We start from the raw sequence: 12,851 nt of genomic DNA, 5'->3' as shown, positions 1-12,851 counted from the left end.
CGTGCCGGTTCAGCCTTCCTGGTCCACCGTGACGACGATCTTGCCCCGGGTGCGGCCCTCCTGGTTGAGCCGGTAGGCGTCCGCCGCCTGCTCCAGGGTGAAGACCCGGTCCACGTGGACGGTGACGATGCCCTGCTCGGCGAGTTCGGCGAGGTGGGCGAGGTCCGCGGCGTCGGGCCGCACGAAGGCGTAGCGCCCGCCGTAGGAGAAGACCTCGGCGTCGGCGATGGACGCCAGCCGGCCGTCGGGGGCGAGGGTCTCGGCGGAGACGCGGAGCGCTTCCCCGCCGACGGTGTCGAACGCCGCGTCGAAGCCGCCGGGTACCAGCTCCCGGAGGCGGGACGCCAGCCCGTCGCCGTACTCGACGGGTTCGCCGCCCAGCTGACGTACGAAGTCGTGGTTGTGGGGCCCGGCCGTGCCGACGACCCGGCAGCCCGTGTGCCGGGCGAGCTGGACGGCGAGCGAACCGACCCCTCCGGCGGCCGCGTGGACGAGGACGGTCTCGCCCTCCCTGACCTTCAGGACGCGGTACAGCACCTGGTGCGCGGTGAGACCGCACAGCGGAAGGCCGGCCGCCTCCTCGAAGCTCAGGCTCAGGGGCTTGCGGGCGAGGGTGCGCACGGGCGCGGCGACGTACTCGGCGAAGGTGCCGCGCGAGAGGAAGTCCTCGCGGACGTAGCCGATGACCTCGTCCCCCACCGCGAACTCGTCCACGGCGGCGCCGGGCTGGACCACGACGCCTGAGACGTCCCAGCCGGGGATGACAGGGAACACGGCTTCCAGGCCCGCCTGGAGATAGCCCTCACGGGCCTTCCAGTCGACGGGGTTCACGGCCGCGGCGCGCACCTTCACCAGGACCGAGTCCGGCCCGACCTTCGGGTCGGGCCGCTCGCCGTACTCCAGTACGTCGGCCGAGCCGTAGCTGCTGTAGCTGATCGCCTTCATCCTTAGACCATCGGCGCGGGCCGGGGTCCCCGCAACTCAGGCCGGGGCGCGTGCCGGGGCGGGGAGCGAGCCGGAGATCACCTCTCGGATTCCGGGCGGAGACTGGACGACATACCGACTGGTCGGCATCATGGTGCCGACCGTCCAACCGCCCCGGAGGTGCGCCCCATGAGCCCAGTCCACCCGCCAGGTCTCGATCTCGACCTGCTGCGCGGGCATCTCGACCGTGAGCGGCCGGGTCTGGTGAACGGACCGCTCGACGCCCGGGTGATCGAGGGCGGACGCTCGAACCTCACCTACATCGTCACCGACGGCTCCGGGAAGTGGGTCGTGCGCAGACCCCCGCTGGGTCATGTGCTCGCCACCGCACACGACATGAAGCGCGAGCACCGGGTGATCAGCGCGCTGCACCCCACGGCGGTCCCGGTGCCGGAAACCCTCCTGCTCTGCGAGGACGAGGCGGTCATCGGCTCGCCCTTCTACGTCATGGAGTACGTCGAGGGCACTCCCTACCGCACGGCCGAGCAGCTCGCCCCGCTCGGCGCCGAGCGTACGAGGGCCGCCGTCCTGGGACTGGTCGACACCCTGGTGGACCTGCACGCCGTGGACCCGGCGGCCGTCGGCCTGGCCGACTTCGGGCGCCCGGAGGGTTTCCTGGACCGGCAGCTGCGGCGCTGGGGCAAGCAGCTGGACGCCTCCCGCAACCGTGAACTGGCCGGCATCGACGAGCTGCACGCCGCCCTCGGGCGGGAGCTCCCCGCCTCCCCCGCGCCCACCGTCGTGCACGGCGACTACCGCCTTGACAACGTGCTGATCGGGCAGGACGACCGGATCAAGGCGGTCCTGGACTGGGAGATGTCCACGCTCGGCGATCCGCTGACCGACCTCGGCCTGCTCGTGATGTACAGCTCCGACCTGGATCTGCCCGAGTCGCCCGTCTCCACCACCAGCGGCGCCGCGGGCCATCCCGGCCCCGCCGAGCTGATCGAGCGCTATGCCGCCCGCTCAGGCCGAGACACCTCGGCCATCTCCTGGTACACGGCCTTCGCGTGGTTCAAGCTCGCCGTGATCCTGGAGGGCATCCACTACCGCTACACCCTGGGCCAGACCGTCGGCGCCGGCTTCGACCGCATCGGCGACCTGGTCCCCGTCTTCATCGCGCACGGCCTCACGACCCTCCAGGAAGGCTGATCACCCCGTGGACTTCGCATTCGACGCCCGTACCGAAGAGCTGCGCACCAGGCTGCTCACGTTCATGGACGAGCACGTGTACCCGTCCGAGGAGGTCGCCGAGGAGCAGCGCGCGCGGCTCGCCTCGCCTTGGGACACCCCGCAGATCACCGAGGACCTCAAGGCGGAGGCACGCAGGCAGGGCCTGTGGAACCTCTTCCTCCCCGACGCGGAGTACGGGGCCGGGCTGACGAACCTCCAGTACGCCCCGCTGGCCGAGATCACCGGCCGAAGCCCGCACCTGGCACCCACCGCGCTGAACTGCGCCGCCCCGGACACCGGGAACATGGAGGTGCTGTCCCAGTTCGGCTCGGACGAGCAGAAGAAGCAGTGGCTGGAGCCGCTGCTGGCCGGCGAGATCCGCTCGGCGTTCGCGATGACGGAGCCCGACGTGGCCTCGTCGGACGCGACGAACATCGAGACGCGGATCGCCCGCGACGGTGACTCCTACGTCATCAACGGCCGCAAGTGGTACATCTCCGGGGCGATGAACCCGGACTGTGCGGTCTTCATCGTGATGGGCAAGACGGACCCGGACGGCGAGGACATCCGCCGCCAGCAGTCCATGATCCTCGTCCCGCGTGACACCCCCGGCCTCGAGGTGCGGCGCGCGATGCGGGTGTACGGCTACGAGGACCACTCCCACGGCGGCCACGCCGAGGTCGTGTTCACCGACGTGCGCGTGCCCGCCGCGAATCTGATCGGCGAGGAGGGTGGCGGCTTCGCCATCGCCCAGGCGCGGCTGGGTCCGGGCCGGATCCACCACTGCATGCGGCTGATCGGCATGGCCGAGCGCGCGATCGAGCTGATGTGCAGGCGGGCCGTGGCGCGTACGGCCTTCGGCAAGCCGCTGGCCCAGCAGGGCGTGGTGCAGAACTGGATCGCGGACGCCCGGGTGACGGTGGAGCAACTGCGGCTGCTGGTGCTGAAGACCGCCTGGCTGATGGACACGGTCGGCAACCGCGGGGCGCACACCGAGATCCAGGCGATCAAGATCGCGACGCCGCGCGCGGTGGTCCGGATCCTCGACCAGGCCGTGCAGCTGTACGGCGCCGGCGGGGTCAGCCAGGACTCCCCGCTGGCCGAACTGTGGGCGTCGGCGCGGACGTTGCGGCTGGCGGACGGTCCGGACGAGGTGCACCAGCGGTCGCTGGCGCGGCGCGAGATCAAGAAGTACCTCTGACACCTGTGCGGGGAGGCGCGCCGCTGGCCGCCTCCCCGGCCGGTCAGAAGGTGAGCTGCCAGCTGTCGATGTAGCCGGTGTCCTGCGCGGCGACGTCCCGCACCTGGAGCTTCCAGGTTCCGTTGGCCGTCTCGGCGGACGCGTTGACCGTGTAGGTCGCGATCACGTTGTCGGCGGAGTCGCTGCTGCTGGAGTTCTTCAGCCGGTACGCGGTGCCGTCGGGTGCGAGCAGGTCGACGACGAGGTCACCGCGGTAGGTGTGCTTGATGTCCACGGCCGCCTTGAGGGTGGACGGGGCGTTGCCCGTACGGCCGGTGACCGCGACCGACGAGGTCACCGCGGCCCCGTTGTCCGGTACGGAGACGTCCGCGGCGTTGCTGAACACCGTCCCGGTCGGCGGGGTGACCGTCCCGGCGGACAGGGTCCAGACCGCGTGCGCGACGGCATCGCTGTTGCGGTCCAGCGCGGTGTCGTTGATGTTCGCGGTCGTGTCGCAGGACGAGTGGTAGCAGCGGTCGAAGGACTGCCCCGCGGTGCCGCCCCACTTCTGGGCCTGCGCGCTCGACTTCGTGTTGCTCGCCCCGCTGAACAGTCCGCCGACCGGCACGCCCGCGCTCTTGAACGGGGCGTGGTCGGAACGGCCGTCGCCCTCGGTCTCTATCTCCGTGGGAATGGACAGGCCGGCGTAGTAGTCCTTGAAGGTCTGCTCGATGACCGGGTCGTCGTCGTAGACGAAGTAGCCGGCGTTGGGCGAGCCGATCATGTCGAAGTTGAGGTAGCCGGCGAGCTTGGCGCGCTCGGTGGAGGCCAGGCTGTTGACGTAGTACTTCGATCCGACGAGCCCCAGCTCCTCGGCGCCCCACCAGGCGAAGCGCAGGTGCTTGTCAGGGGCCAGCTGTGCCCGGGAGACCGCGAGGGCCGTTTCGAGTACGGCGGCGGAGCCGGAGCCGTTGTCGTTGATGCCGGCGCCGGAGGTCACCGAGTCGAGGTGGGAGCCGGCCATCAGGACCTGGTTCGGGTCGCCGCCGGGCCAGTCGGCTATCAGGTTGTAGCCGGTGGCTCCGCCGGAGGTGAACTGCTGGAGCGCCGTGGTGTATCCGGCCGCGTCCAGCTTGGCCTTCACGTAGTCGATGGACGCCTTGTAACCGGCCCTGCCGTGGGCCCTGTTGCCGCCGTTGGCGGTGGCGATCGACTGGAGCTGGGTGAGGTGCGCCTTGACGTTGGCGAGCGGGATGTCCGGGGCCGCCACGGCGGCTGCGGGGGCGGCCTGGACCGCCGGGGCGGCGGTCGCCAGGAGGGCCGCGGCGGCGAGAGCCGCTACGGGAAGGGATCTGAGACGGGAAAGGCTCATGAGGGGGCTCCGGTTCCGTTCGGGGACTGACGGAAAGTGCGGGGGTCCCCGGCCGTGCTCGGACGGGGCCTGGAGCTGGCGGTGCGGAGTGCGAGACCGATGCTCAACGAGATGACCGCGTACCGTCAAGGGTGGGTTTCGGACACAACTGTCCGTTAATCGGACTGCGTCGGGGCGGAGGGCCACGCGGTGCCGCTGGAACGGTTCCCCGTCGGGTCCGCCGTGGCGGGGGCACCGGCCCGGTCGCCGGCTGCCGGCCTCACGGCCGGTGAGGCTCTCGTGCGGAGCCCCTCACCGGGGCCGCCGGGCCGGCCGGGCCGGCCCGGACGGCGGGGCGGGCGCCCGCGAAGGAGTCATGGGCCCAGCGCCCCGCCCGCCGAAGGCGTCAGGGCCGCAGCGCCCTCAGCAGCAGGTCGGCCAGGTGGTCCGCGACCTCCTGCTGGCTGAGCGGACCGTCAGGGCTGTACCACGTGGACAGGTGGTGGACGGAGCCGAAGTGGTAGTCGACGACCAGGTCGGCCGGGGTCGCCTCGGAGAAGACCCCCGCCCGCTGGCCCTCCTCGATCAGGGCCCGGAAGCGTTCGTGGTAGCGGCGGCGCTCGATCCGCACCTGCTTGTTCTTCTCCGGGCTCAGGTGGTGCATGGAGCGGAAGAAGATGGAGGCGTCGTCGAGGTTCTCGATGGTCGTCACGACCACGTCCGCCGCCGCGTCACGCAGTCGCTGCTCGATCGGCGCCTCGGCGTTGGCGTAGGCGTCGAGCCGCTCCTGCTGGAGTCGCAGCACCCGGGCGTAGACCTCCTGGAGGAGGTCCTCCTTGGAGCCGAAGTAGTGGTAGAGCGCGCCCTTGGTGACGCCCGCCGCCTCGACGATCTCCTGGACGGAGGTGCGGTCGTAGCCGTGCTCCGCGAAGAGCCGGGTGGCGGCGGCCAGCAGCCTCTGGGGGACGGGTGTGCCGTTCCCGTCCGTCGCCTTGGCCATTGCCGCCACCTGCCCTCTCGTACCGCGCGTGAACTGCTCTAACGGGGGGAACGCAGTTCCCGCCTGAGGATCTTCCCACTCGCCGTCTTCGGGAGTTCGGCCAGGATCTCCACCTCGCGGGGATACTTGTAGGCGGCGAGCCGCTCCCTGCAGTACGCGCTCAGCTCGCCGGGTTCCGTCCCGGCGCCCGGCCGCAGGCTGACGTAGGCCCGGACGGTCTCGCCGCGGTAGGCGTCGGGCACGCCGACGACCGCCGCCTCCCGCACCGCCGGGTGGGTGTAGAGGACGTCCTCGACCTCGCGGGGCCACACCTTGAAGCCGGAGGCGTTGATCATGTCCTTCTTGCGGTCCACGACGTAGAGCCAGCCCGCCGTGTCCATGAAGCCGATGTCCCCGGTGCGCAGCTCCCCGTCCGGGAAGGTGGCCTCGGTGGCCTCGGGCAGGTTCCAGTAGCCGGAGACGACCTGCGGTCCGCGTACGGCGATCTCACCGTGTTCGCCGAAGGGGACGTCGTCGCCCTTCTCGTCGATGATCCGCACCAGGGTGTCGGGTCCGGGGACACCGACGGACAGGGTCGCGGAGACGGGGTCGACGGGTGCCTCGTGCTCCGGCGGCACGGAGGCGCACGGCGCCGTGCACTCGGTGAGTCCGTAGCCGTTGCGGATGTACGGGCCGAAGTCCTCGCGGAACCTCTCCACGAGCGCCGGCGGCAGCGGAGCGCCGCCGGAGGAGATCACCTGGAAGGAGGTGAAGTGCTCCCGGGTGGCGCCGGGGTGCGCCGCGAGCGCCATGAAGGCGGTCGACGGGCCCACGGTGTAGGCCGGACGGTGTCGCGCGAAGGCCTCCAGGACGACGCCCGCCTCGAAGCGGTAGGAGAGGACCAGGGTGCCCGCGTTGGCGACGCATGTGGCGAGCTGGCACACCATGCCGGTGATATGGAAGAGCGGAGCCAGCGCGAAGTAGGCCGAGCCCTCGCCGATGTGGTGGCCGGCCCGCTGCCGCTCTGCGTTGACCATGATGTTGCCCTGGGAGTTCATGGCCCCCTTGGGCGTGCCGCTCGTCCCGGAGGTGTAGCTGATCAGGGCGGTGTCCGCGGCGGTGAGCTCCCGGCCGCCGGGGGCGGCCAGACCGCGCCGGGCGACCGCCACCAGGTCCGAGGCCCAGTCGTCCGCGCCGGGCGCGGGGAGCCGCTCGAAGCCGAGCACGCGCGGGTCGTCGGCCGACTGGAGGTCGAGCTCGCAGGCGGTGACCACGGTCCTCACGCTCGGGGCGGCCTCGGCGGTGGCCCGCAGATACGACTCCCAGGCCCGGTCGGAGCAGATCAGCGCGCTGACCTCAGCGTCCTTCAGCACGTGCCCGACCTCGCCGGACTTGTACATCGGGTTGAGGGGGACGACGGTCGCGCCGGCCTTCCAGGCACCGAACAGGGCGAGCACGAAGTGCGGGGTGTTCTGCAGCATGATCGCGACCCGGTCGCCGCGCTCCAGCCCTTCGGCCGCGAGGTGCCCGGCCACGGAGTCGGACAGCTCGTCGGTCTCGCGGTAGGTGAGCCGTCCGTCGAAGTAGGCGAGCGCGGTGTGGTCCGGGGACCTGCCGACGGCCGCCCTGAAGGCGTGCACCATGGTCTCGGCCGGATGGACCGGGGCGAGCTGCGCCTCGCTGAGCAGGGCGGTCCAGGGCCTGGCCGCATAGATCGACTCGGTCATGCGCCGGATTCCTCCCACTTCTGCTGCAGGTGGTTCATGCTGCCGATCCAGTGGTCGGGGTCCTTGGCGCGGGCGCGGTAGTAGCCGGCCACCTCGGGGTGCGGCAGGACCATGAAGCGGTCCTGGTCCATGGCGTCGAACAGGGCGTCGGCGACGGCCTCCGGCTCGATCGCGGTGGGGGCGAGCACCAGTTCGCCCGCCGATCCGGCAGCCGTCAGCATGTCCGTACGCACGCCCTGGGGGCAGATCGCGTGCACCTTGACGCCGCGGTGCCGGTAGGTCAGCGAGAGCCACTCGGCGAAGGCCACGGCGCCGTGCTTGGTGACGCTGTACGGGGCGGCGCCGATCATCGTCAGCAGCCCGGCCGCCGACGCGGTCGAAACGAAGCGGCCGCTGCCGCGCTCCAGCCAGTCCGGCAGCAGTGCCCTGGCCGCGCGGACGTGCGACATGACGTTGACGTCCCAGGCCGCGGCCCAGACGTCCTCCTCGGCGAAGGCGTCGCCGCCCGAGGCGAGGCCGGCGTTGGCGCAGTAGACGTCCACCCTGCCGTCGAGCGCGTCGCGCGCGGCGTCCACGATCTCCGAGGCGTCACCGGCGACCACGGTGCCGCCGATCTCCCCGGCGAGCGCCTCGATCCGGCCGGCGTCGAGGTCGTTGACGACGACCCTGGCGCCCTCGGCGGCGAATCTGCGGGCAAGGGCCGCCCCGATGCCGCCTCCGGCTCCCGTCACCACTACGCCAGCGCCCTGCACCGTACTCATCGGTCCCGCCTCTCTCCGCCGTCTCCCCGGCAGACTAACCAGTCGGTATGTGATCGGGGAAGGGGTTCGGGGCAGGACTGGGAATCTGCCCAGTCGTGGCCGTTCCGTGCGGCCCGCACCCGCGCTAGCGTGCGTGGCCATGACAGTGGACGCGATCATGGAGGTAGCGGAATGACCCTTTCCAGGCGTGGTTTGCTGGCTGCGGGCGGTGCGATGGGAGCCCTCGCTACGACCGCCGCCGGCACCGGAACGGCCATGGCCGCCGGGCAGGGCCAGGGGGCCGGGCACGCCCGGGTCCGTACCGGCTTCGACCGGCTGGCCGCCGACGGGTACGGGCTGCTGGCCGGGCAGAAGGTGGGTGTCGTCACCAACCCGACCGGGATCACCGCCGACGTGCGGCACATCGTCGACGTGATGCACCCCGACGAGCGGGTGGACCTGACCGCGGTCTTCGGCCCCGAGCACGGCTTCCGGGGTACCGCGCAGGCGGGCGGCTCGGAGGGCCGCTACGACGACCCCGCGACCGGGCTGCCGGTCTACGACACCTATCTGAAGAGCGGGCAGCCGCTGGCAGACGTCTTCACGGCATCGGGCGTCGACACGGTGGTCTTCGACATCCAGGACGCGGGCTCCCGGTTCTACACGTACATCTGGACCCTGTACGACTGCATGGAGGCGGCGGCGCTCGCGGGGAAGCGGCTCGTCGTCCTGGACCGGCCGAACCCGGTGACCGGGCGGGCGGCGCTCGGCCCGGTGCTCGATCCGGCCTTCGCGACCTTCGTGGGACGCAGGGAGATCTCGCAGGCACACGGCATGACGGTGGCGGAGCTCGCGCTGCTCTTCAACGCGGAGTTCCTGGCGGACGGGCCGGTGGAGCTGGACGTCGTGAAGATGTCGGGATGGCGGCGCAGGGACTTCTTCGACGCGACGGGCCTGCCGTGGGTACCGCCGAGCCCCAACATGCCGACGCCGGAGACGGCGGTGGTCTACTCCGGGACGTGCCTGTTCGAGGGGACGAACCTCTCCGAGGGCCGGGGAACGACACGGCCGTTCGAACTCCTGGGCGCGGAGGGCATCGACCATCGCTGGGCGGCGGCCGCGAACGGCCTGGACCTGCCCGGCGTCGCCTTCCGTGAGGCGTACTTCGCCCCCGTGTTCTCCAAGTTCCAGGGGAAGACGGTGGGCGGGGTGCAGGTGCACGTCCAGGACCGGGAGGTCTTCGACCCCGTACGCACCGGAATCGCGCTGCTGGTCACGGCGAAGCGGACGTGGAGCGGGTTCGCCTGGCGTCCGGACAACTGGATCGACAAGCTCACGGGCAACACCCGGGTCCGCACGATGATCGACGCGGGGGCGGACACGGACGAGGTGGTGGGCGCCTGGGAGGCCGACCTCGCGGCGTTCCGGAAGGTACGGAGGAACCATCTGCTGTACCGCTGACGCCGGGGCGCGCGAACCGCCGGACGGACCGGGGAGACCGGCCCGTCCGACGTTCGCGGGTGGGTTCAGCGGTGCGAGGGGAACTCCACGACCTGCTGGTAGGTCGGCCGGTTCTGCCAGTGGATCGACTTCTGCGATATCCCGCCCAGCGGGCGGTGGACGATCGCGTCGGTGCACCACTGCTCACCGGCCTTGCAGCTGTCGTCACCCGGGTAGACCGTGGTCGCGGGTACGGCGGCCGCCTCCTTCAGCGTGGTCAGCAGCGCGGAACGGCAGGCGCTCAGATCGCCGTTGCCGCAGTACGTCTTCGCCAGCGGCCCCTTGACCGGCTGTCCGAGGACCTGGCGCAGGTCCTTGTCGGCGAAGCCCCACCAGCCGTACTGGAACGCGGAGCCGCTGTGCGCCCCGCTCGGCCCGTGGCTGGCCGCCGGGGACTCGTCGGTGGCCAGGTTCGCGGTCAGTGCCGTGTAGAGGCCGTCGCCCAGACCGGGCCGGAACTCCGCCTCGATCAGCTTCGGCCACCACGCGTCCATGATCCGTACGGCGTCGGCGTGCGTGTAGGTGTGCGACCCCTGGCTGGTCTCCTTGCGCTGCGCGCCGGCGGCCCGCCACGAGTCGAGCTGCTGGACCACCGCGTCGAGCGCCGGGTCGGTGACCGGCTGGGAGCGCAGCACCTTCAGGAGCTCGGGCAGCAGCTGCTCGCCCCGGAGGTCGGTCAGGGCCGCCTCCGCCATGGCGCGGGTGAGGGAGGCGCGGGTCACGCCGCCCTCCTCGACGAGTGCGGACACCCGGTCGTCGAGCAGGTCACCGCGGTGCACCGCGCCGAAGCCGAACGCGGCCGTGGAGTAGTCCTCGGCCTGACGGTTGTTCCAGGAGATGTAGTAGTCCTGGCCGCTGGAGTGCGGGTGCTCGGCGAACGGGGTGTAGTCGGTGGTGTTCGCCGCCGGGTCGTAGCCCCGCCACTCGTACGCCTTCTCGGCCCTGACGGGCAGTGCGGCGTCCACCCCGGCCGCGCGCACCGGGTTCATGCCGCTGTTGTAGTAGGCCGTGGTGCGTGAGTCGGCGTAGAACCAGTTGAAGGCGTAGTCGATGTGGCTCGCCGCCTGCTGGAAGGACGCGGCGTCCGTCACGTACGCCGGGTCGTTGAGCAGCTGGAAGCCGATGATCGAGTCGGCCTCGTGGCGGTAGGTGGTGCGCAGCGAGGTGTACGCGACCGGCTTGCCGTCCACCGTGGCCCGGTGGGTCACGATGCCGTAGCCGGTGCGGAACACCTGCATGCGGTAGGAGCCCGCGGCGGTGGAGTCGGCGACGGTGGGCTTCCAGGAGTTGGTGCGCTCCAGCTTCTCCATGGCCGTGCAGGCGCCGTCGTGACGGTAGTGCGTGGAGTCCTTGGTGGGGGCGGAGCCGTCGGGTTCGCAGAGCTCGACGGCGTACGTGTCGGTGATGTCCTGGGCCGCCGACGTGGCACTCCAGGCGTAGTCCTGGCCGCGTCCCATCTGGATGTACATGCCGACTCCGGCGAAGGAGACGCCGCGGGCGCTGATGCCGGGGCCCTGCAGCTCCTGGAGCATCATCAGCTGGGGTGCGAAGTAGCCGGTCTGGGGGCCCATGACGGCGATCGGGTTGCCGCTCGCGGTGTGCTTGCCGGACACCAGGAGGGCGTTGGACATCCCGCGCTTCTGGCCGCCGTCACCGGATCCGGGCAGCGAGCCCTCCGGGATCACGCCGTCGTCGTACATGCCCTGGAGGGGTTCGAGCGCGGCCGGCGCGTCGACCGGGGCCTTCCTGTCCGTGCCCGCCGAGCCGGTGCGGTCGTGTATCAGCGGTTCCGGGGTGACGGAACCCGCGTCGGGGAGGGCGGTCCCCCGGGCCCGGTCGGGCTTGCCCGCGTACGGGAACGAGGTGCCGTCGTGGACGGTGAGGACGGCCTCGGGGTCGTTGCGCTGGCGGAACGACTCCCAGACGCGGGTGCCCTCCTCGACGCCGTACTTCTGCTGGGCCGCGAGCAGGGAGAGCGCGGCCTGGACCTCACCGCCGCCTCCCCCGCCGAACTGCCCGCCGACGACCGAGGCGATCGAGATCAGGTCGGTCATTTTGAACGGCTGGATCTCGCCCGCGTTGGTGATCGAGTCGATCTTGCCGGTGAGGACGTATTCGCCCGGGAAGTAGCGGCCGTTCTTCGACTTCACCCGGTAGGCGTTGATCCCGTCGACGTAGGCCTGCGCGTCGGCCATCGCCTGCTCGCCGCGCGCGCCCTCCGTGGTCCTGATCCGTTCGACCTGGGCCTCCAGATCCGCCTCGGTGTACGGGGCCTGCGGCCAGAACTGCTGCTCGAGCCCCTGGTTGGCCAGGGCGCCCCCGGCGAACGAGGTCAGCTGGCCGCGCCCGATGTGCCGGAAGAGGTCCATGAGCCACAGCCGGTCCTGCCCGGCGGCGAACCCGGCGCCGAACTCGGTGCCGTAGCGGGTGGTGCCCTTGATGTGGGGAACGCCGCTCTTCTTGTCACGGGTGATCGTGACGTCGTCGCGCGGCTTCGTCACGGACTCGACCTGGTCGGCGGCGACCCCGAAGGAGGCGTCGTTGAAGAAGTCGGTCAGCTTCTGGTCGGTGAGGCCCGTGTGACCCGGGACCAGGCCGTTGTAGCGGTCGAGCTGGTCGTCGCTGTGCGCGGGGTGCGTGCCGAAAGCCTTGTTGCCGAGGATCTCGACGAGCGTGGCGTTGCCGTTCTCACCGGGCGGCAGGATGTCCGCGCACTGACTTCGGCAGTGGTCGGTGACGGCGAGGGGCTTCGGCTCCGCCGCTGCGGCACCGGGGACCGAGGCGAGCAGGGACGTACCGAGAGCGAGGACGGCCGCGACTGTGGCGGCTCTGAGCGTGCGGGTGCGTGGGGGCATGCGTGCTCCTCCGGGTGGCCGATGCGCCGGAGGTTACTGGCGGTAGGTCCCGTCGGTAAGATGAACATCAGTCACTTTTTCCGAATCACCACACGCCTGCACAGGGTTCCACGTGGACCGTCTCAGCCAATGGACGCATTTCACCCATGGATGGAGCCAGATCGGGCAGTCGTACGTCCATCCCTTGACGCCGAAGTACGAGCGACGGAGGTGGCAGTGCCATGGCTGGTTTCCGGAGTCTTGCGAGACAGGTCCGCGATCCGCGGGGCGATCTGGCTTTGCGGCGGTACTCGCTGCGCAAATGCCTGGAACGATTCGCCCCCTACGGACATCGGGCGACCTGGGATCACCTGTGCGCCCGG

9 protein-coding genes are annotated in these 12,851 nt (G+C 71.0%); 3 read left to right on the top strand and 6 right to left on the bottom strand.

The window, feature by feature from the left end; all coding sequences use genetic code 11:
* Nucleotides 1-9: 9 nt before the first annotated feature.
* Nucleotides 10-945 (bottom strand): NADP-dependent oxidoreductase, encoded by a 936-nt coding sequence (locus BFF76_RS26520; protein WP_031099568.1) that lies wholly within the window; start codon nt 943-945, stop codon nt 10-12.
* Nucleotides 946-1,113: 168 nt separating this feature from the next.
* On the opposite strand from BFF76_RS26520, the gene BFF76_RS26515 reads away from it, so the two are divergent.
* Complete coding sequence (locus tag BFF76_RS26515; protein ID WP_031099570.1) at nt 1,114-2,136, top strand: phosphotransferase family protein; 1,023 nt, start codon at nt 1,114-1,116, stop codon at nt 2,134-2,136.
* Between the two features lie 7 nt (nt 2,137-2,143).
* Nucleotides 2,144-3,358, top strand: a complete 1,215-nt coding sequence (locus BFF76_RS26510) for an acyl-CoA dehydrogenase family protein (RefSeq protein ID WP_065849206.1) — start codon at nt 2,144-2,146, stop codon at nt 3,356-3,358.
* Nucleotides 3,359-3,401: 43 nt separating this feature from the next.
* On the opposite strand, the gene BFF76_RS26505 is transcribed toward BFF76_RS26510, so the two are convergent.
* The 4 genes from BFF76_RS26505 to BFF76_RS26490 form a co-directional block, all read right to left on the bottom strand.
* Nucleotides 3,402-4,709 carry a M28 family metallopeptidase gene (locus tag BFF76_RS26505; protein ID WP_031099571.1) on the bottom strand — a complete coding sequence of 436 codons (1,308 nt, stop codon included), beginning with the start codon at nt 4,707-4,709 and terminating at the stop codon, nt 3,402-3,404.
* Nucleotides 4,710-5,094: 385 nt separating this feature from the next.
* Entirely contained in the window at nt 5,095-5,688 is a 594-nt protein-coding gene (locus BFF76_RS26500) for a TetR/AcrR family transcriptional regulator (protein WP_031099572.1), read from the bottom strand.
* Nucleotides 5,689-5,726: 38 nt separating this feature from the next.
* Nucleotides 5,727-7,394, bottom strand: coding sequence for an AMP-binding protein (locus BFF76_RS26495; RefSeq protein WP_065849205.1), 1,668 nt, complete (start codon nt 7,392-7,394; stop codon nt 5,727-5,729).
* A complete protein-coding gene (locus tag BFF76_RS26490; protein ID WP_065849204.1) occupies nt 7,391-8,155 on the bottom strand; it encodes an SDR family oxidoreductase in 765 nt (254 codons plus the stop codon). The genes BFF76_RS26495 and BFF76_RS26490 overlap by 4 nt, the downstream gene beginning before the upstream one ends.
* A 171-nt stretch (nt 8,156-8,326) precedes the next feature.
* Between BFF76_RS26490 and BFF76_RS26485 the strand changes: the two genes are divergently transcribed.
* Nucleotides 8,327-9,595 (top strand): exo-beta-N-acetylmuramidase NamZ family protein, encoded by a 1,269-nt coding sequence (locus BFF76_RS26485; RefSeq protein ID WP_065849203.1) that lies wholly within the window; start codon nt 8,327-8,329, stop codon nt 9,593-9,595.
* A 65-nt stretch (nt 9,596-9,660) separates the two neighbouring features.
* On the opposite strand, the gene BFF76_RS26480 is transcribed toward BFF76_RS26485, so the two are convergent.
* A complete protein-coding gene (locus BFF76_RS26480) occupies nt 9,661-12,489 on the bottom strand; it encodes a penicillin acylase family protein (RefSeq protein WP_065849202.1) in 2,829 nt (942 codons plus the stop codon).
* Between the last annotated feature and the right edge of the window lie 362 nt (nt 12,490-12,851).

The sequence above is a fragment of the Streptomyces mutomycini genome (genome assembly GCF_001700505.1).
Taxonomy (GTDB): Bacteria; Actinomycetota; Actinomycetes; order Streptomycetales; family Streptomycetaceae; genus Streptomyces; species Streptomyces mutomycini.
The sequence above is the reverse complement of the archived record's forward strand: the minus strand, read 5'-3'. Positions and strand labels throughout refer to the sequence as shown.

Bases quoted from the DNA above. Each gene is read 5' to 3' on its own strand.
- BFF76_RS26520 (WP_031099568.1), bottom strand. From the start codon at position 945: ATGAAGGCGATCAGCTACAGCAGCTACGGCTCGGCCGACGTACTGGAG.
- BFF76_RS26515 (WP_031099570.1), top strand. From the start codon at position 1,114: ATGAGCCCAGTCCACCCGCCAGGTCTCGATCTCGACCTGCTGCGCGGG.
- BFF76_RS26505 (WP_031099571.1), bottom strand. From the start codon at position 4,709: ATGAGCCTTTCCCGTCTCAGATCCCTTCCCGTAGCGGCTCTCGCCGCC.
- BFF76_RS26500 (WP_031099572.1), bottom strand. From the start codon at position 5,688: ATGGCCAAGGCGACGGACGGGAACGGCACACCCGTCCCCCAGAGGCTG.
- BFF76_RS26495 (WP_065849205.1), bottom strand. From the start codon at position 7,394: ATGACCGAGTCGATCTATGCGGCCAGGCCCTGGACCGCCCTGCTCAGC.
- BFF76_RS26490 (WP_065849204.1), bottom strand. From the start codon at position 8,155: ATGAGTACGGTGCAGGGCGCTGGCGTAGTGGTGACGGGAGCCGGAGGC.
- BFF76_RS26485 (WP_065849203.1), top strand. From the start codon at position 8,327: ATGACCCTTTCCAGGCGTGGTTTGCTGGCTGCGGGCGGTGCGATGGGA.
- BFF76_RS26480 (WP_065849202.1), bottom strand. From the start codon at position 12,489: ATGCCCCCACGCACCCGCACGCTCAGAGCCGCCACAGTCGCGGCCGTC.